Raw genomic sequence first — 18,198 nt, forward strand, 5'->3', positions numbered from 1 at the left:
CTTAATCATTGTAGCATTATTTATGCCATATTTCGACCCTTCGGGTTTCGGTTTTTTGATATGGATTTGATCTCAAAATGAGATTAAATCACCGATGGACTACTGTAGTATGCCCTATTTTCTTGAAGAATTCATACTTGTTTTTCCAATATTGACAGACTTGTCTTTTTTACTCTATGATGACTTTAACGATAATTTCATAATACGAGATTCGGACGTAAGGAAGCACCTTCATCCCATTTTTGGAGGTGCTCTTTTTGTGTTCAGTTTAATGCATAGCAGCAGCGTTCTTGGAGTTGAAGGAAAAGGAATTTCCGTGGAAGTCGATATTGCCAGCGGTCTGCCGCAGGTCAGCGTCGTTGGTCTGCCCGACCCTGCCGTCAGAGAATCCGTTGAACGGGTCCGCGCAGCCATTAAGAACAGCGGGTTCGCTTTCCCTCTGGAACGCATAACCGTCAATCTGGCTCCGGCGGATTTGCGTAAGGAAGGCACCGCCTTTGATCTTGCGATTGCAGCAGGCATACTAACCGCGAGCGGCCAGCTGGAAGCAAAGCCTTTCGAGCAATCGATGCTGATTGGAGAATTGTCTTTGAATGGCGACATCCGTTCTGTACCCGGTGTATTGGCTATGATCGAGCAAGCCAAGCGGTCCGGCATCCGGAAGGTGCTGCTGCCACTTGCAAATGCCAAAGAAGCCGCTTGGATTACGGAGATGGAGCTTTATGCGGTAACCCATCTGAGGGAGCTTCTAACACAAAATAAAGATTCTGAAGCATGGTCCGATATCCGGTTTGACGCTGCCGCCAGCAGGGAGCTTGCTTTTACTTCAGCCGCCGAAGAGCATGCAGTCGATTGTGGAGATTACAGCGATGTATACGGTCAGCAGCAGGCCAAACGCGCTTTGTTAATCGCCGCAGCCGGGAAACATAACCTCTTGTTTGCGGGACCGCCGGGAACCGGTAAAACAATGATGATCCGCCGTCTCCCCGGTATCCTTCCTACTCTAACCGAAGAGGAAGCGCTTGAGGTGACCAAGATTTACAGTGCGGCAGGCAAGTTGTCTACCGACGCGAAAGGCCTGATCCGAATCGCTCCCTTCCGTTCACCGCATCACACGATCTCCGCGGGAGGACTTATAGGCGGCGGTTCGGTGCCGAAACCCGGCGAGGTCACCCTCGCCCATCATGGCGTGCTCTATTTGGACGAGCTGCCGGAGTTCTCCAGGACTGTACTTGAGGTGTTGCGCCAGCCGCTGGAGGACGGAATTGTCACCATCGCGAGATCCCGAGCCGTATTCCATTTCCCGGCCAGACTTATGCTGGCTGTTTCTTTTAACCCATGTCCATGCGGATATGCCGGCCATGAAACGGCCGAGAAACGTTGCACCTGCAGCGATTCCGCGATTGCCAAATACAAAAGCAAGATGTCCGGCCCTCTTCTTGACCGGATTGATATCCAGCTCGAGGTTCCTAGGCCGATAGAACTGGAAGGCGATGCGGCAAGCCCTGTAGAAATGAGTACAGCCCGAATGAAGCAGTTTGTGCTTGAGGCGAGGGCAAGGAAGGAACAGCGTGATGAAGAGTTGGGACTAAAAAGGTATGCAGGACGGTTGTCCGGCACATCGCTCAGACGCTCTATTCTAATGAAGAAAGAAGCTTTTGTGCTGCTTGACCATGCGCTTACGGTTCTGAATATCAGCATGCGCGCCTACGACCGTATTTTGCGGCTGGCGAGGACCATAGCGGATGTGGAAGGCAGTGAATACGTAGAAGATGTGCATGTTGCGGAAGCGATTCAATACCGGAGACTTGATCTATAACAAGCAAAAGCGGCTTTCTACCGGTTAGAAAGCCGCTTTTATATGTTTAACTTCGCTGATGGAGTCATTACGGTCCATGGTTACCGCGATCACATCAAAACGCATAGGCGGATAAGTTAATTGCCTCATTCGCAAATACACTTGGGCAACTAACGCCACCTGCTGCTGCTTGCGGCGGTCTACCGATTCGGCCGCCGTCCCGAATCGCCCTCCCGTTCTTCTCGTCCTGACTTCAACAAAAACAAGCGTATGATCGATGGTTGCAATAATATCAATCTCTCCGGAACGGCAACGCCAATTCCGCTCGATGACGTTGTATCCTTCTTTCTCGAGATATCGGCAAGCGGCTGTTTCGCCAGCTAGTCCGGTTTGCCTTCTGCGGTCCTCACTCATCCAAATCCCTCGCTCTCTGATCGGAACGATAAACAAAGCTTAAAATCTCGGCGACCAGCGTGTAAAGCTCGGGTGGAATCGACTGGTCGACATCCAGCTTGGACAACACTTCGACAAGAGAAGAGTCCTGCTGCACCGGGACATGATGTTCTGCCGCCTGCTCTAATATTTGATCCGCCAAATAACCTCTCCCTTTGGCGGTTACGACCGGCGCTTTGTGCGCGCCGGGCTCATATTTCAAAGCAACGGCCTTTTTAACCGTCCTTTTTTCTTTGCTGTTCTTCTGTTCCGAACTCATGCCCGTATGTCGACTCCTTTATAACGCGTGTTCACGAATTGAGCCGGATCCGGCATGATCCGTTTAACCCCTTCTCCCTCATCGCTATCCCCTCTTGTTGGAGTAGCCCGAAGGGATAGCAGCTGATAGCCTGCCTGATTAAGACTTGCATTTATTTCTGTTCGGGAGGAATCTACAAGCGCGGCTATTGCCGGATGATCGTTCCATAATGTTAGACTGACGATTTTGTCCATGACATTAACGTCAACCAAGGTAGGACCTAACGTCTTCATCGACAAATCAAACAACAGCCGGCAATTCTCCGCGTCCAGCTGGCCTTGTTTCCCTCTTCTCGTCTGAATATGAACGGAAGCGGTCTGATTCCCATCCGGACCGTTTAGCGGCACAAACATCGTAAGATGCGAGAAAACGGCACCGTTGCGTTCCGGCGACAACAGCAGCTGCTGTCCCGTAATCTGCTGGACGAGCTGCTGTGCGGTCTCGCGCAAAGCAGGCGGTGCGTCGCTGGATGCAGCAATGGCAAGCAGCGTACTCTTTAACGATTCCTGAGCTGCAGGTTTGACATCATCAGCGCCCGCCACACTGTCCGTTGACAGCAGTTGCGGGGTAACTTGCAGCTCGCGGGACCGCTCGTTATGTACGCCTCTCTGTTCTTTGTCGTGGGGAGCGGAGGCTTCAGTCTGCTCTGACTGTTGCCCTGCCTCCGGCTGCGTATTCGAGCTTTGGCGCGTCTCTGGGCGTCCTTCTGCCGGTTGTTGGCGTGTTAGCGCATCGGCAGAGCCATTTGAGCTGCGTGTAGCCAATGGCTCATCTGCAGTTCCACTCTCATTGCCATTGCCATTGCCGCCGCTGACCGCCATTGATGTATCCTGCTCCTGGGGTTGAACAGCCCCTTGAGCAGACGGGACCGGCAATTGCTTCGACAATTGGTTCTCATAGTCGACGCCCATCCATTTCATCATCTGGCCAAGCCAGTTGCCAGATGATGCTGTACTGCCGCCCGTGGCCGCGCCAGGGCGGGCGCCTTGCGGCACTGCGCCCTGCTCCGCGGGCTCCGCCGCGGACGCTTGCGCTGCCGCAGCAGGCGCGGCTTGGCCGCCCGCGCCTGTGCCTTCGGCGCGCTGCGCAGCTGCGCCCGCGCCGGCTGCTGCCGGCGCCTGCGGCGCGGCTGCCGCGGGCGGCTTCGCCGTGGCCGCGGCGCTCTGCAGCGCTGCGCCTTCGGCGAGCAGCGCCGCCAGCCGCGCGGCCAGCTGCGGCAGCGCCTGCGGCGAGCTGCCGCCGGCGCGCGGCGCGGCTGCGCCCGTTTCATCGCCGGATGCTTCGCCGGCGATGGCAGCAAGCTGCTGCTGCAGCGTATCGAGCAGTTCGTGCGCGGGACGCCCGAACATCACCTGCTGCAGCGCTCCAATCGTGCCGCCGGACATCGGCAGCCCGCGCTTCAAGCCCGCCGCTGCCGACCGCATCCACTGTTCGGCGTCCGCATCCGGCGGCATCGCCTCGGCAGCTGCCTTAAGCGCCGCAAACGCGTCACGGCTCATTGTGACGCCGTCTTTTCTAAGATCCTTCAAGATGTTGCTCGCCCACTCCTGGTCAGGCAGGCCGCTTTGCTTCAGCCAATCCTTCAGGGCATCTTCCAGACCCGCCTGATTCTCCATTTGCTTCAGCACAAGCAGACCGCCAGCCGATTGCGGCTGAACCTGCAGCATCGCAAACTTCCCCGGCTCAAGCGGCAGCTCGAGAAACGCGCGAACCTGGACGCCATTTATTTGAACGGTTGCCTCGTTATTTTCGAGCAGCTGCAGAACCACGCCGCGAACAACCTGCCCCGGCTTCAGCTCAAGCTTTCGGGTATCCCCGCTGCCGGATGACTCTCCTAATAATCCTCTTACCAACTGTCCAATATTCATTTGGTCACCTTCTTCCGCTGTGGCATAAGCTTGAAACGTCACAACGCACAATTTGTTACCCTATTTATCGGTAGAAGACCACTCCTTCTGAAGTCCAAACCGGCGACTTTCTCCACACACTTACTCATAAAATAACCCAAGTTCCTCGCCTAACTCTAATAATGCCTCATAAGGGTCTCCTACAAGACCAAGCAATAGGGCAAACGCAGGCTCAGTCTTGATCCCTTGCAGCTTCAATCGGATAACCTGAGCTCTCAAAGCTGGATTCCTCTTCATCAGCTCCTCTTCTACAACCATATGAAGGTACGCGTTTTGCTTGGTCACCGGTACAGGTTGTCCAAACAGCTCAAACTCGAAGCACTCGTATCGAAAATTGGCTTTATAGACCGGCAAATTTCTTATCCGCTTTTCTTTCCAGCAGAAATCCTCATGATGACCGTAGAGCAAAGCTACCCGTTCCCTAAAGCTCTCAGAGTCACGTACCTCCATTGCAATGTCCAGATCCGAGCCTTCCACATCAATAGCGATTGGTATCGTACCGCACAATACCGGCGTATATTCCGCTAAGTCACGCATAATGCCAAGCTTGTCGAGAACCTCGTACGCGCGTTGATTAATTCCCCTTCTCTCCGTCAAGCTCTCCGCCTTTCCCCGAAAAAAAAAAGACAGCGCATTGCTCCATCACAAGCAATACGCTGTCTTTCTAACACAATATTAAGGAATTTATTTTAAAATAGCTGTTGTTGCTCCACGAAAATTTTACCTAAGAAAGACTTGCGGTGAAGCGGACTTGCTCCGTATTCGAGCAGCCGTTCCCGGTGCAGCTTGGTCGCATAGCCCTTATGTATCGCAATTCCATACTCCGGATAAAGCTGCTCCCATTCTTTCTCGCACAACCGGTCTCTTGTCACCTTCGCGATGATCGAGGCGGCCGCTATCGATTGACTGGTGGCATCCCCTTTAATTATCGCTAGCTGAGGCTTCGGCAAATCTACCTTTTCCGCATCTACCAGAAAATAATCCGGTTCCGTCTTCAGTGACTCCAACGCAATCTTCATTGCAAGCCTTGCAGCCTGCTTAATGTTGATTCGGTCGATGGTCTCGGCATCCACGCGGGCTGCAGCCCACGCAATGCTTTGGTCAACAATAATGTCATAGAGCTCGTTCCGCTTTTTCTCCGACAGCTTCTTGGAGTCGTTAACCCCTTCAAGCACAAGATGAGGCGGTAAAATAACCGCTGCGGCAACTACGTCGCCAAACAGGCAGCCTCTGCCTACCTCATCCACGCCGGCAATCGCGGAATATCCCTCAGCCCATAGCCGTTCTTCGTATTCCAGCACGTCTGTTATTCCCCCGGTCTGCCTGCAGCCGCAGGGAACGGTGCTTCCAGCGTTATGCGGCCAAGATTGCCGGAACGAAGCTCCCGCAATATAATACCGGATGCTTTCTCCAGATCCACGTGTCCTCCGCTTACGAGGCAGCCTCTGCGGCGTCCGATATCTTCCATAATCCGTACCACTTCATCCGACTCCGACGGATCGGTTGGAGCTTTGTCCAGCTTGAAACGTTCCTGCAGCGCCGGCCAATAACGTTCGGCAAGCTCGCGAACCGCGAAAAACGCGATATCCTCAACATTCAGTATCTGCTCTCTGATCGCACCAGTCATAGCCAGACGGTAGCCAACCAGCTCATCCTCGAACTTTGGCCACAGAATACCGGGCGTATCCAGAAGATCCATGTCAAAGGTTGTTTTAATCCACTGCTGACCTTTCGTAACGCCGGGCTTATCGCCGGTAATCGCGATATTCCTCCCTGCCAGACGGTTAATCAGCGTAGATTTCCCGACATTCGGGATGCCGACGATCAGCCCCCGAATGGCGCGGGGATTCATTCCTTTTGCCAGCTGACGGTCGATTTTCTCCTGCAATATTTCCTTCGCCTTCACCGGAATATCTCCGACGCGCGTTCCTGTCGACGAATCGACAGCTACCGTTTCATGACCTTCGTATTTGAAATAGTCGATCCATTGCTCCGTCACCCTCGGATCGGCTAAATCCAACTTGTTCAAAACAATCAGCCGCGGCTTGCCGCCTAGTATTTCATCAACCATAGGGTTGCGGCTGGAAAGCGGAATACGCGCATCCAATAGCTCAATGGCAATATCGATTAGTTTAAGCTTCTCTTGAATTTGCCGTTTTGCCCGGGTCATATGACCGGGAAACCATTGAATGGTCATTTCCTCACCTCATTGCAACATTACCAGTGCACTTTGTAGTGCTTAATGATGCTGATTTTATTTAATGGCCAGAACATGGCGTCTGCACGGCCGATAACTTCTTTTTCAGACACAAAGCCGATATCGCGGCTGTCCTGGCTGTTTCCGCGATGGTCGCCCATTGCAAAGATCTTGCCGTCAGGAACAACGGATTCCGAAACATTCGCGTTCGGGAAGTCCGGGCCGGTATTGTACAGCTCTCCGCTGGCGTGTGCCGCTTCAATAGCTTCTTTGATATAAGGCTCATCAACCTTCTGATCGTTAACGAACACGTCATCGCCCACGACTTTGATCGTGTCGCCCGGTACGCCGATAACCCGTTTAATGAAATCGCGTCCTTGATCAGGCACATGGAATACAACGACTTCCCCGTGATGCGGCTCGCGGATTTTGAAAATCAGCTTGTTGACGATCAGCCGCTCGCCCGTATAAAAGTTAGGCTCCATGGACGGTCCTTCAACGATAAATGGCGAGAACAGAAACGTACGGATAATAAACACGAGAATGACCGCGATCGCGAGCGCTTTAATCCAATCTACAATTTCCTTGTAAGCTCGTCCGCCCTTTTTAGCGCCAGCGGGTCCTGATGTATTCGGTACAGATCCATCGATTGCTTCTGTTTGCTGATTCGAATCTTCATTATGTTGTTGTGAATTCACCAGTACGCCTTCTTTCCATTCTATAGTGTCCCTATTCGTACATAGCAAGTCATGTCAAAATAACGAAAAGGAGCTTGTTTGAGCAAGCCCCTCTTGTCGTTTGATCTTAACGAATTTCTTTAATTCTCGCAGCTTTACCGCGCAGTTCGCGAAGATAGTACAGTTTCGCGCGACGCACTTTACCGCGACGAGCAACTTCAATTTTCTCGAGTTTTGGCGAATGCAGCGGGAAAGTTCTTTCCACACCAACACCGTACGAAATTTTGCGAACTGTGAAAGTTTCGCTGATTCCGCCGCCACGACGTTTGATTACAACGCCTTCGAACAACTGAATACGCTCGCGCGTGCCCTCGATAACTTTAACGTGTACTTTCAACGTGTCACCAGGACGGAAGCTAGGAAGGTCTTGACGAAGCTGTTCCTGAGCAATCGTTTGTAAAAGATTCATTGTAGTTTCACTCCTTCCACCATAGACGTTCTTAATAGCTCTTTCTGCTCCTCTGAGCAGCGTCATCACTATTAGCGGACCGCCCGATTAATACGAACAACATTTGAAATTTTAACACAGCGTTGAACTTTTTTCAACCTTATATTCCGTAATGCCCGCAAAAATTCTATTATTTCATCATTATATCCAAAAGATTTTCATTTTACACGTTGTATCCTTTATAAATGGCCTAATTTCATGGACTTCCTGCTATAAGCCGTTTCTGCCGGAAGGCTTCTATCATATAGTAATTTATTAATGAATAGAAACGAGGATATGCGATGGATATGAAAAAGGCAACCAAAAGCAATGCAAAGAGCAAAATCCGCAAATCTGCATTCCGCGCGATCTCCAATCAATTGCAAAACGTTATATCCACTACCGTGCCGCAAGTTGTTTACGAGCAAGAGCAGTACGACCTCAATAAGGAATACAATCCCGCTACCTCTACCTTCACCGCAAAGCAAAACGGGATTTATGCGTTTTTCGCCAGCGCCTTTTACTCAACGGAAACATCCGATCCTGTAACCGTTACGATTGTTATTTTCGTAAACGATACTCCGCAATTGCCCGTCGTTCAGACCTTAAGCGCTGGCCGCGGCATTGTCATTACCTCGGGTACCGCCAAGCTCAAAAAAGGAGACGAGGTACAAGTATTTCTTCAAGCAACCATCAATGGCGCCATAGCTTCCGGTGCGGGAACGCGCTTTGAAGGGTTCCGCGTCCGTTAATTCGTTCAATCGGCAGTTAAGAACTCACTAGTCAGCGAATATTCGACTAGTGAGTTTTTTCGCGCGCAGCCTATTTGCTAGATTCGCGACTCCTGCCGTTTCTATTAAATCTAAATATGCATACTTTGGTGTATTGCTAATTCAGCAATAATTTCTCATGAAGGGAGGTCATGTCTTATGTCGATCCGCAAAGTAAAAAAAGGGACATGCCGTCCACGGTCGTTTAAGTCAGCATTCAAAGCCATTTCTGCAAAAAATCAATCCATCGGCAGACCGGAGTTTGGCGTTACCGTAAAGTACGGCAAAGTAATCTTTGATGCAGCAAACGAATATGATCCCGTCACTTCCACGTTTATACCAAAGCATGACGGTGTCTACTCTTTATTCGGCAGCATTCTTTTCAAAAGAGGTTCGAAGGAGCCAGACGAAGTATCCCTTCTTCTTACCGTCAATGATATTGTTGTGTTTGCCGGCGGTAAAGTGATTAATTCGGACCGCGAATTTATTACGGCAGCTGCAGTCAAAAGACTCCGCAAGGGAGACGTAGTCAAATTATCCGCTTCATCCCATGTTTCAGGCGGGGTTATTCTAAAAGGTTTTTCCACGCGCTTCAGAGGAAAAAGAATTCGCTAACTGCACAAGAGAAATACCGATTTCCTGCAAGGAGTCGGTATTTTTGCAACACTTTATGCAAGATTGGAGGTTATGGGCAATGCCAACAAAAAAACAAGCAGTAAATACTTTGGGATACGGTTGCGGCTCTTTTGCAAAGAAAACCGGATATGGCTCCTGCAAAAAAAAGAGCAGCTCCAAAAGGAAAAGAAAATGCGGATATGGCTGCAAACCCGTTAAATGCGTTTGTAAACCCGTCAAATGCGTTTGTAAGCCGGTTAAATGCATCGCTAATAAAAATGCAAAAAAAAGTTGTCCCGAAACCGGCTATCCGGGTCATTTCGAGCCACATCCGGAACCCTGCAGCGAACCGTCCGGTACAAGCTGCATTTAATAATGCAAAAAAGAACCGCCTGCTCGGCCTTATAGGCTGTGCGACGGTTCTTTTTTATGTCGATTGATCCTGCTTCTGAAGGGTCAGCCACTTGCGTTCCTTATCCGTCAGCTCTGCCTTCTCCAACAGATCAGGACGGCGCTGAAGCGTCCGGAGCAGTGACTGCTCTCGTCTCCAGGTGTCAATCTTGGCATGATTGCCGGATACAAGCACATCGGGCACTGCCCAGTCTCTGAATACGGGCGGGCGCGTGTAATGCGGATATTCCAGCAGACCCGTGCTGTAGGAATCCGTTACTGCGGACGTCTCGTTGCCAAGCACGCCAGGCAGCAGCCGAACGACGCTGTCAATGACGGTCATCGCCGGAATCTCTCCGCCTGTTAACACGTAATCGCCAATCGAGAGCTCATCGGTTACCAAGTATTCGCGAATACGTTCATCGTAGCCTTCGTAATGTCCGCAGATCAGCACAAGATGCTCTTCCTTCGCCAGCTCTTCGGCCTTTTTTTGCGTAAAGGATTCGCCTTGCGGACACATCAGGATAACGCGGGGACGAGCTGCGCTCTCCTTCTTTGCCATCAGATCCTCTACCGCAGCAAATACCGGCTCAGGCTTAAGGACCATTCCGCCGCCTCCGCCATACGGATAATCGTCCACGGTGTTATGCTTGTTATTGGAATATTCGCGGAAGTTAATTGCTTCAAGCGATACAATTCCTTTATCTTTAGCTTTGCCCAGGATGCTCGCGCCAAATACGCCGTCGAACATCTCAGGGAACAGCGTCAGCACATCGATACGCATCATTAGATCAGCCCTTCCAGCAACCGCACCGTTACCGTTTTGTTTGTCACGTCGACATTAAGCAGGACATCGTCAATAACCGGCAAGAGCAGCTGCTTTTTCTTCGGCATATCAACAACCCATACATCATTGGCGCCTGGACGGAGAATATCCGAGATTGTGCCCAGCTCTTCGCCGTCTTCCGTTAATACCCGGCATCCGATGATCTCATGATAGTAGTATTCACCGTCATCGAGCTGTTCTAATTCTTCCTCGCCGATTTTTAGCGTCCAGCCCTTATACTTTTCCACTTCGTTAATATCGTTATAACCCTTCAGCTTCAGGATAAACATTCCTTTATGCTCCCGGGCGCCGGTTACTTCAACTTCAAGCTTCTGTCCGTTGTCAGGATGCTGAAGGGACAGCTTGCTGCCGCTCGCAAACCGGGATTCGGCGAAATCCGTCTGGGGCAATACTTTAACTTCGCCGCGCAGACCATGCGTATTGACCAGCTTGCCGACATTATAATATTTATTGCTCATCGTATGTAACCACCTGCCTCTATTTGTACGAAAAAGGGCTAGGATAATTATCCTAACCCTGCATCGTATGCTTTTACGATATGATGTCTACGATAACGCGCTTCTGGGATTTGATGGCCGCTGATGTAACGACGGCACGCATTGCTTTCGCAATCCGTCCCTGCTTGCCGATTACTTTGCCGATATCATCGGCGTGAACCGACAGCTCGTACACCGTACCGCGATCATCCTCTCGTTCTTTCACGCGCACGTCCTCTGGATGATCCACTAACGCCTTTGCTATGACAAGAATCAATTCTTTCATTTCAAGGCCCTCCGCTATTCAACAGTTATTTCTGTTGCTTAAGCTCATGGAACTTTTTCAGGACACCTGCTTTGGAAAGCAAGTCGCGAACTGTATCAGAAGCTTGAGCTCCTGTTTGCAGCCATTTCAACGCTTTCTCTTCGTCGATCGTTACTTGAGCCGGTTGAGCAACCGGGTTGTAAGTACCGATTTCTTCGATAAAGCGACCGTCACGTGGGGAACGGGAGTTAGAAACGACAACGCGGTAGAATGGAGCCTTGTGAGCACCCATACGTTTCAGACGAATACGTACTGCCATGGAAATTCACCTCCTTCGGTTAATAAACTGCATTTTTATATCAATTAAAACGGGAATTTAAACCCTTTTCCGCCTTTGCCAAGCATGCCCTTCAGACCTTTCATTCCGCCCTTTGGACCTTTTGGGCCCATCATGGACGAGAACTGCTTCATCATCTTGCGCATATCTTCGAACTGCTTGATAAGCCGGTTAACTTCCGTAATCGACGTTCCGCTGCCCGCGGCTACGCGCTTGCGGCGGCTGTGGTTCAGAAGCTCCGGTTTTTGCTTCTCTGCCTTCGTCATCGAGCGGACAATCGCTTCAACGCGGTTGATCTGCTTCTCGTCCACCTTCATATCCTTCATGTTGCCCTTCATCTTGTTCATGCCGGGCAGCATATCCATAAGCTGATCCAATGGACCGAGATTACGGATTTGCGCCATCTGCTCAAGGAAGTCGTCGAATGTAAATTCGGCGGTGCGCATTTTTCGTTCCATCTCTGCCGCTTTATCGGCATCAATGTTCGCCTGCGCCTTCTCGATCAGTGACAGCATATCCCCCATCCCGAGAATACGGGAGGCCATCCGGTCCGGATGGAACGGCTCGAGCGCATCAATCTTCTCGCCCATTGCCGCGAATTTGATCGGCTTGCCGGTTACCGCTTTGACGGACAATGCCGCACCGCCGCGTGTGTCGCCGTCAAGCTTCGTCAGAACGACCCCCGTCAGCTCAAGCTGCTCATGGAAGCTTTGCGCTACGTTTACTGCATCTTGACCCGTCATTGCATCAACGACGAGCAAGACCTCATCGGGCTTTACGTTCTGATGAATTTGCTTCAGCTCTTCCATCAGCGCTTCATCGATATGCAGCCTGCCCGCGGTATCGAAGATGACATAATCGTTATGGTTTTCTCTGGCATGCGCTAGGCCTGCTTTTGCAATCTCAACCGGTGAGGTCTGATCACCAAGGGAAAATACAGGTGCGTTAATCTGCTCGCCAAGCACTTGCAGCTGCTTGATCGCCGCAGGACGGTAAATGTCGCACGCAACGAGGAGCGGCTTGCTATTGCCCTTTTGAAGCAATTTAGCCAACTTGGCTGTCGTTGTTGTCTTACCTGCACCTTGCAAACCAACCATCATAATAACGGTCGGAGGCTTGTTCGCTTTTGCAAGCTTGCTTTGCGTGCCGCCCATCAATTCCGTTAACTCTTTGTTAACGATGTCGATGACGACCATGCCTGGCGTAAAGCTCTTGGAAACATCAAGGCCAAGCGCTTTCTCTTTCACTTTGGCGATAAAATCTTTGACGACTTTAAAGTTAACGTCAGCTTCGAGCAGCGCAAGACGTACCTCGCGCATTGCCTCATTCAAATCCTCTTCCGTTACTTTGCCTTTGCCTCTCAGCTTGCTGAACACATTTTGCAATCGGTTCGTTAAGCTCTCAAATGCCGCCATGATTCGTCACCTCCGTCACTATCAGTCTTCGTTAACTGCTCTATGTCTTTAAGAATATCTTGCTTATAAGTAGGATCGATTGGGAGCTCGGCAACTTTCCGTTCCAGCCCTGCGGCAAGCTTCTGCATGGATTCATGCTTCGCAACCAGACTCAGCTTGGCTTCGTAACCTTCAAGCACTTGTTCCGCCCGCTTTACATGTTCATATACGGCCTGCCGGCTGATGCCGGATTCAGCTGCGATCTCGCCAAGCGAGTAATCGTCGTGAAAATAATATTTTAAGAAAGTCCGCTGTTTCTCCGTGAGGAGCGGCTCGTAGAAATCAAATAATAAGTTGATGCGTGTTGTCTTGGCTAGGGCATCCGGTTCATGTGTGGTCATCCGTTCTAAGCCCCTTTCAACATCATCCGTCAAGCAAAAAGCCTTGACAGTGTCACAACGTCTCTTATCTTACACGATCGCTGATGGCACTGTCAAGCTTTTGTCCTTGTCACTTATTTAATTTGTTTCGGACTGTTCTTCTTCACGCTGGATCAGCCCTGCAAACAAAGCATGAACGAACTGCACGGAGTCGAATTCCTGCAGATCCGTCATCTTCTCGCCAAGACCTACTAGCTTCACCGGAAGGTTCAGTTCATTGCGGATGGCGATTACAATACCGCCTTTTGCCGTGCCGTCAAGCTTGGTCAGCACAAGACCGGTAACACCGCTTTTCTCGCCAAAGAGCTTAGCTTGGCTGAGAGCGTTCTGGCCCGTTGTCGCATCAAGCACAAGCAGCACTTCATGCGGGGCATCCGGAATTTCGCGCTGGATAACGCGGAAAATCTTGTTCAGCTCTTCCATCAGGTTTGATTTGTTCTGTAGACGGCCAGCCGTATCGCAGAGAAGGACATCAACGCCGCGCTGCTTAGCCGCTTGAACCGCATCAAACATAACCGCAGCCGGGTCCGATCCGGATTGCTGCTTGATCACGTCAACGCCTACGCGCTGACCCCATACTTCAAGCTGCTCGATAGCAGCCGCACGGAACGTGTCGCCAGCTGCCAGAAGCACGCTTTTGCCTTCGCTTTTGAATTTATGGGCGAGCTTGCCGATTGTTGTTGTTTTGCCGACGCCGTTAACGCCAACAAACAAAATAACGGTAATGCCGCTTTTCGCCATTTGAAGGCCGGGATTCTGCTCCCCCTTCAGCAGGCCGATCAGCTTTTCCGACAGGATTGGCTGCAGTTCGGCTGCTTGTTCGATTTTCCGCTTCTTCACTTCTGCGCGGAGTTCATCGATCAAAGTCATGACCGTATTGACGCCAACATCGGCGCCGATGAGAATTTCTTCGAGCTCCTCGTAGAACTCTTCATCGATTTTTTTACGGCGTGTAATCAGCTCTTCGACCTTCTCGACAAGAGCAACGCGCGTCTTAGTCAGGCCTTCTTTAAATATCGTGGTTACCGCTTCGGTCTTCGAAGCGATGCTTTCCTTCAGCTTTTTGAAAAAACTCATAAGGGTTAAGTCCTCCATCCTATTAGGCCACTGCTTATGCGGATTCCTGCTCTTCCGCATCTTCTTCGAGGCGCACGGAAACCAGCTTCGATACGCCGCCTTCCTCCATCGTTACGCCGTACAGGACATCGGCTTCCTCCATCGTGCCTTTCCGGTGAGTCACGACGATAAACTGTGTAAGACCGGAGAACTCACGCAGGTATTGGGCAAAACGGGCAACGTTCGCTTCATCAAGCGCCGCTTCTACTTCGTCAAGCACGCAAAACGGCACTGGCTTCACCTGCAGAATGGCAAATAATAAGGCGATAGCTGTAAGCGCCCGCTCTCCGCCGGATAACAGCTGCAGGTTTTGCAGCTTTTTGCCCGGAGGCTGAGCGACGATATCAATCCCTGTATCCAAGACCCGCTCAGGATCAACCAGAACCAGGTCAGCTCGGCCTCCGCCGAACAACTTCGCGAATACAACCACGAAATGTCTGCGGATCTGATCGAAGGTTGACCGGAAGCGCTTGGACATCTCTTCATCCATCTCGCGGATTACCTGATATAAAGTAGTTTTGGCTTCAACCAGGTCATCCTTCTGCTCGGTAAGGAACTCGAAACGCTCTCTTACGCGCTCATATTCTTCGATCGCGCCAAGGTTCACGTCGCCAAGCGCCGTAATTTGACGCTTGATATCGCGGACCGCGTTTTGCGTGCCGACGATGTCCTCGGGCACCGGATACTGCTCCTTCGCCAGTTCGAAGCTGAGCTCATATTCCTCGCTCAGCTTGCGGAGCAGGTTGTCCAGCTCAACGTCTAGGCGGTTGGCCGCGATTTCGGTCTGGCGCATCTGATCCTCCACCTGACGGAGCTGTCCGCGCTGTTCCTTCGTATCGCTCTCGCCCTGCTCCAGCTCCTTCACGCGGTCAGCGCGGGCTGATCGCTTCAGGTCCGTCTGTTCCGCGCATTCCTGCTTCTTCAAGCGCAAATGGTTCAACTGCTCGATCTGGGCAACCGTCTCCCCGCCGTGACGCTCCATTTCGGCATCCTGCTGACTAAAGAGAGTGCGGTAGCTTGCGAGCTCCTGCTTGGCGCGCTGAATATCGGCTCGGACGCGCGCTGCCTGATCCTCGAAGGATTGCTTCTCCTGATCGGTTTTCGCTACGGAAATTTTCAAGTCCGTCAGCTGAACCTGCAGTTCTTCCTTCGCCGTCTCGCTTGCTTTGCGGCGCTCTTCGGCAAGCCTGATCGCTTCTTGCAGACGGGCTTCGTCTGCCGTCAGCTGCTCAAGCCGCACCTCGGCCTCCGTCGCCATATCCTGCATCGATTGCTGCTCAGCCGTATGATTCGTACGGTCTGCCGTAAACAGCTGTTCTTGCTCGGTGAGGTGCTTCGCCTCATTGTTCAGCTGCTGCAGCTCGGCACGGACCTGCTGCTCGTCAATCCGGTATTGCTCAGCCTGCGAGCGAAGCTCCTCCATTTTTTGCGAGAGGATGGATTGCTCCTTGCGGACATCGCTTAACTTATCCCGCAGCTGTGCGATTGTTTTCTCGCCTTCCATAATCTCTTGATCCAATGCTTCAATCTGGCGCTGACGGCCAAGCAAGCTTGCCCCCTTCTTCTGAAGGCTGCCGCCTGTCATCGAACCGCCGGCATTTACAACATCGCCTTCCAGCGTAACGACGCGATAGCGGTATTGGCATTTGGATGCAATACGGTTGGCTTGCTCAAGAGTTTCGGCCAAAAGCACGTTGCCGAGCAAATTTTGAATAATTGCTTCGTAACGCGGTTCGCAGGACACCAAATCTGCCGCAACACCTACAAAGCCGTCAACCGACTCGGCCATCCGCTTTTCATGTTCAGGGACATGACGACCACGGATAACGTCAAGCGGAAGGAAGGTCGCGCGGCCTAGCTGACGCTGCTTCAGGAAGGAAATTGCGCTTCGTGCCGATTTCTCGTCTTCCATAACGATATGCTGCAAGGCGCCGCCTAACGCGGTTTCTACAGCGGTCTCAATTCTCTCGGGTACACGGACAAGCTCGGCTACGGCTCCATGCACACCGCTGATTCCTCCGGAACCGGAAGATTTGCGGGATGCTTTAAGCACTTCGCGGACGCCATGCATAAAGCCATCCAACGCATCCTGCATTTCCTTCATCGTATCGCGACGTGAGACTTGCGCGTCGAGCTTCTGCTCCCATTTGCGAAGCGCAGCCGTTGCATCCTCTGATATTTGGCCAAGCTCCTTGGCTTTCTCCGCTTGATCGATATATTTGGTGCGCGCCTTGCTGATCGCATCAAGGGTTGCTTCAAGCTGCTTCTCCAGCTCTGCTCTCCGGGCATTCAGCTTGCGCTGCTGCTCCGTCCACTTGGCTTCCTCATCGCTGAGGCGTTCCATGCGCCGCTGAACCGCTTCCTGCTGCTGGGCAGCGTAACGGATTTCGTTGCGAAGCTGAGCCATCGTGCTGAGCACTTCCAGCAATTCGCCCTTCAGCATTTCTTCCGCATCCACCGCTGTACCGCCGGATACGCCAATTAAATTATTTTCTTCGACAGCAAGCTTTTGCTTCAGCTCGGCCAGCTGCAATTCCAATACCGCGGCGCGATTGCGGAATTCCGCTTCTTCGCTGGTCAGCGCAGCGATTCTCTCATCCTGGGCGGAAATCGTTTCTTCGAGCTGCTTTTTATTTTGCTCCAGGTTCTTCTTCCGTTCCTTCAGAACCTCGCCAAAGCCTTCGCATTTCTCGTACTCTTCACTGTAGTGAAGCATGTCCCCATGAAGACGGTCGAGCGCTTCCTCCAGCTCGCGAAGCACCTGGCGGTCCTTCTCCAGATGGGCATCATGCTTGCTGACAACGGTAGACAGCTCCAGCTGTTCATGCTTCAGACGCTCCAGCTTGGTATTCGCTTCCGACCAAGAGCCGTACACGTTCTCAATGTTATGTACGTACATCGAGATCTCCTGCGTTTTCAATTGCTCCCTGAGCTGCTTGAAGTGGATGGCTTTCTCCGATTGAATGCGAAGCGGCTCTACCTGATCTTCCAGCTCAGTCACTAGGTCATGGATCCGGAGAAGATTGTTTTCCGTATCTTCCAGCTTGCGCTGGGCTTCGCGTTTACGCGACTTGTATTTAACAATGCCTGACGCTTCTTCGAAAATACCCCTGCGGTCTTCCGAACGGGTACTTAATATTTCCTCAATACGGCCTTGTCCGATGATGGAGTAGGCTTCTTTACCGATACCTGTATCCATAAACAGCTCGGTAATATCCTTCAACCGGCAAGACTGCTTGTTTATCATATATTCGCTATCGCCGCTCCGATGGACACGGCGGGTAACCGTCACTTCATTATATTCGAGCGGCAGTGCCCCATCGCCGTTATCAAGCGTCAGCGATACTTCACCATAGTTAACTGCCTTGCGCGCGTCGCTTCCGGCAAAAATAATATCTTCCATCTTTCCGCCGCGAAGGCTTTTGGCGCTTTGTTCGCCCAGCACCCAGCGGATGCCGTCCGAAATATTGCTTTTACCGCTGCCGTTAGGTCCGACAACAGCCGTAATGCCGGTGACGAATTCCATTTCCGTCTTGTCGGCAAACGATTTAAAACCCGATAATTCTATACGTTTCAGGAACATAACCTGGCTTTCACCTCATCGCCTATTGTAACACAACATAACGCGGCTCGTTAACCTATTACCCGCTGTAAAATCAGACAAGGCGGGGCAAGCCGAAACGGCTGTAGCCGTCCTGTGGCGGCGAGGCGCGTTTCATTACCGAAAATGC

General features: G+C 51.6%; 19 protein-coding genes. 3 read left to right on the plus strand and 16 right to left on the minus strand.

The window, feature by feature from the left end:
- The first annotated feature begins 259 nt into the window (after positions 1–259).
- Positions 260–1,819: a YifB family Mg chelatase-like AAA ATPase gene (locus tag PJDR2_RS17485; RefSeq protein WP_015845044.1), complete on the plus strand. Its 1,560-nt coding sequence runs from the start codon at positions 260–262 to the stop codon at positions 1,817–1,819.
- A gap of 24 nt (positions 1,820–1,843) precedes the next feature.
- Here the strand turns inward: PJDR2_RS17485 and PJDR2_RS17490 are convergent, their stop codons facing one another.
- The 8 genes from PJDR2_RS17490 to rplS form a co-directional block, all read right to left on the minus strand.
- A complete protein-coding gene (locus PJDR2_RS17490; RefSeq protein ID WP_015845045.1) occupies positions 1,844–2,212 on the minus strand; it encodes a YraN family protein in 369 nt (122 codons plus the stop codon).
- Complete coding sequence (locus PJDR2_RS17495) at positions 2,205–2,510, minus strand: EscU/YscU/HrcU family type III secretion system export apparatus switch protein (protein WP_015845046.1); 306 nt, start codon at positions 2,508–2,510, stop codon at positions 2,205–2,207. The genes PJDR2_RS17490 and PJDR2_RS17495 overlap by 8 nt, the downstream gene beginning before the upstream one ends.
- Complete coding sequence (locus PJDR2_RS31960; RefSeq protein WP_015845047.1) at positions 2,507–4,417, minus strand: flagellar hook-length control protein FliK; 1,911 nt, start codon at positions 4,415–4,417, stop codon at positions 2,507–2,509. Before PJDR2_RS31960 ends, PJDR2_RS17495 begins: the two co-directional genes overlap by 4 nt.
- A 120-nt stretch (positions 4,418–4,537) precedes the next feature.
- Positions 4,538–5,053, minus strand: coding sequence for a DUF4269 domain-containing protein (locus tag PJDR2_RS17505; protein WP_015845048.1), 516 nt, complete (start codon positions 5,051–5,053; stop codon positions 4,538–4,540).
- Between the two features lie 92 nt (positions 5,054–5,145).
- On the minus strand, positions 5,146–5,757 hold the full coding sequence (locus tag PJDR2_RS17510; protein ID WP_015845049.1) for a ribonuclease HII: 612 nt from the start codon (positions 5,755–5,757) through the stop codon (positions 5,146–5,148).
- A 5-nt stretch (positions 5,758–5,762) separates the two neighbouring features.
- Positions 5,763–6,653 (minus strand): ribosome biogenesis GTPase YlqF, encoded by an 891-nt coding sequence (ylqF, locus tag PJDR2_RS17515; RefSeq protein WP_015845050.1) that lies wholly within the window; start codon positions 6,651–6,653, stop codon positions 5,763–5,765.
- A 20-nt stretch (positions 6,654–6,673) separates the two neighbouring features.
- Positions 6,674–7,351: a signal peptidase I gene (gene lepB, locus PJDR2_RS17520; RefSeq protein ID WP_015845051.1), complete on the minus strand. Its 678-nt coding sequence runs from the start codon at positions 7,349–7,351 to the stop codon at positions 6,674–6,676.
- Between the two features lie 106 nt (positions 7,352–7,457).
- Complete coding sequence (gene rplS, locus PJDR2_RS17525; RefSeq protein WP_015845052.1) at positions 7,458–7,799, minus strand: 50S ribosomal protein L19; 342 nt, start codon at positions 7,797–7,799, stop codon at positions 7,458–7,460.
- A gap of 320 nt (positions 7,800–8,119) precedes the next feature.
- On the opposite strand from rplS, the gene PJDR2_RS17530 reads away from it, so the two are divergent.
- Together PJDR2_RS17530 and PJDR2_RS17535 are read left to right on the plus strand one after the other, a co-directional pair.
- On the plus strand, positions 8,120–8,569 hold the full coding sequence (locus PJDR2_RS17530) for a C1q-like domain-containing protein (protein ID WP_015845053.1): 450 nt from the start codon (positions 8,120–8,122) through the stop codon (positions 8,567–8,569).
- 177 nt (positions 8,570–8,746) lie between these two features.
- Positions 8,747–9,202 carry a C1q-like domain-containing protein gene (locus PJDR2_RS17535; protein ID WP_015845054.1) on the plus strand — a complete coding sequence of 152 codons (456 nt, stop codon included), beginning with the start codon at positions 8,747–8,749 and terminating at the stop codon, positions 9,200–9,202.
- 427 nt (positions 9,203–9,629) lie between these two features.
- Here PJDR2_RS17535 and trmD read toward each other — a convergent pair whose 3' ends face one another.
- From trmD to smc, 8 genes are all read right to left on the minus strand, one after another.
- A complete protein-coding gene (trmD, locus tag PJDR2_RS17545) occupies positions 9,630–10,376 on the minus strand; it encodes a tRNA (guanosine(37)-N1)-methyltransferase TrmD (protein ID WP_041614364.1) in 747 nt (248 codons plus the stop codon).
- 2 nt (positions 10,377–10,378) lie between these two features.
- Positions 10,379–10,897, minus strand: a complete 519-nt coding sequence (rimM, locus tag PJDR2_RS17550; RefSeq protein WP_015845056.1) for a ribosome maturation factor RimM — start codon at positions 10,895–10,897, stop codon at positions 10,379–10,381.
- 73 nt (positions 10,898–10,970) lie between these two features.
- Complete coding sequence (locus PJDR2_RS17555) at positions 10,971–11,201, minus strand: KH domain-containing protein (RefSeq protein WP_015845057.1); 231 nt, start codon at positions 11,199–11,201, stop codon at positions 10,971–10,973.
- Between the two features lie 25 nt (positions 11,202–11,226).
- Positions 11,227–11,499: a 30S ribosomal protein S16 gene (rpsP, locus tag PJDR2_RS17560; protein WP_015845058.1), complete on the minus strand. Its 273-nt coding sequence runs from the start codon at positions 11,497–11,499 to the stop codon at positions 11,227–11,229.
- 44 nt (positions 11,500–11,543) lie between these two features.
- The gene (gene ffh, locus PJDR2_RS17565) at positions 11,544–12,932 is read right to left on the minus strand and encodes a signal recognition particle protein (RefSeq protein ID WP_015845059.1); all 1,389 of its coding nucleotides are present in this window, start codon (positions 12,930–12,932) and stop codon (positions 11,544–11,546) included.
- The gene (ylxM, locus tag PJDR2_RS17570; protein WP_015845060.1) at positions 12,911–13,312 is read right to left on the minus strand and encodes a YlxM family DNA-binding protein; all 402 of its coding nucleotides are present in this window, start codon (positions 13,310–13,312) and stop codon (positions 12,911–12,913) included. Before ylxM ends, ffh begins: the two co-directional genes overlap by 22 nt.
- Before the next feature lie 117 nt (positions 13,313–13,429).
- Complete coding sequence (ftsY, locus tag PJDR2_RS17575) at positions 13,430–14,428, minus strand: signal recognition particle-docking protein FtsY (RefSeq protein ID WP_015845061.1); 999 nt, start codon at positions 14,426–14,428, stop codon at positions 13,430–13,432.
- A gap of 34 nt (positions 14,429–14,462) precedes the next feature.
- Positions 14,463–18,050, minus strand: a complete 3,588-nt coding sequence (smc, locus tag PJDR2_RS17580) for a chromosome segregation protein SMC (protein ID WP_015845062.1) — start codon at positions 18,048–18,050, stop codon at positions 14,463–14,465.
- Positions 18,051–18,198 lie beyond the last annotated feature (148 nt).

Source organism: Paenibacillus sp. JDR-2 (genome assembly GCF_000023585.1).
In the GTDB taxonomy this organism is placed as follows: Bacteria; Bacillota; Bacilli; order Paenibacillales; family Paenibacillaceae; genus Pristimantibacillus.

Bases quoted from the DNA above. Each gene is read 5' to 3' on its own strand.
- PJDR2_RS17490 (WP_015845045.1), bottom strand. From the start codon at position 2,212: ATGAGTGAGGACCGCAGAAGGCAAACCGGACTAGCTGGCGAAACAGCC.
- PJDR2_RS17495 (WP_015845046.1), bottom strand. From the start codon at position 2,510: ATGAGTTCGGAACAGAAGAACAGCAAAGAAAAAAGGACGGTTAAAAAG.
- PJDR2_RS31960 (WP_015845047.1), bottom strand. From the start codon at position 4,417: ATGAATATTGGACAGTTGGTAAGAGGATTATTAGGAGAGTCATCCGGC.
- ylqF (WP_015845050.1), bottom strand. From the start codon at position 6,653: ATGACCATTCAATGGTTTCCCGGTCATATGACCCGGGCAAAACGGCAA.
- rplS (WP_015845052.1), bottom strand. From the start codon at position 7,799: ATGAATCTTTTACAAACGATTGCTCAGGAACAGCTTCGTCAAGACCTT.
- PJDR2_RS17530 (WP_015845053.1), top strand. From the start codon at position 8,120: ATGGATATGAAAAAGGCAACCAAAAGCAATGCAAAGAGCAAAATCCGC.
- PJDR2_RS17535 (WP_015845054.1), top strand. From the start codon at position 8,747: ATGTCGATCCGCAAAGTAAAAAAAGGGACATGCCGTCCACGGTCGTTT.
- trmD (WP_041614364.1), bottom strand. From the start codon at position 10,376: ATGCGTATCGATGTGCTGACGCTGTTCCCTGAGATGTTCGACGGCGTA.
- rimM (WP_015845056.1), bottom strand. From the start codon at position 10,897: ATGAGCAATAAATATTATAATGTCGGCAAGCTGGTCAATACGCATGGT.
- PJDR2_RS17555 (WP_015845057.1), bottom strand. From the start codon at position 11,201: ATGAAAGAATTGATTCTTGTCATAGCAAAGGCGTTAGTGGATCATCCA.
- rpsP (WP_015845058.1), bottom strand. From the start codon at position 11,499: ATGGCAGTACGTATTCGTCTGAAACGTATGGGTGCTCACAAGGCTCCA.
- ffh (WP_015845059.1), bottom strand. From the start codon at position 12,932: ATGGCGGCATTTGAGAGCTTAACGAACCGATTGCAAAATGTGTTCAGC.
- ylxM (WP_015845060.1), bottom strand. From the start codon at position 13,312: ATGACCACACATGAACCGGATGCCCTAGCCAAGACAACACGCATCAAC.
- ftsY (WP_015845061.1), bottom strand. From the start codon at position 14,428: ATGAGTTTTTTCAAAAAGCTGAAGGAAAGCATCGCTTCGAAGACCGAA.
- smc (WP_015845062.1), bottom strand. From the start codon at position 18,050: ATGTTCCTGAAACGTATAGAATTATCGGGTTTTAAATCGTTTGCCGAC.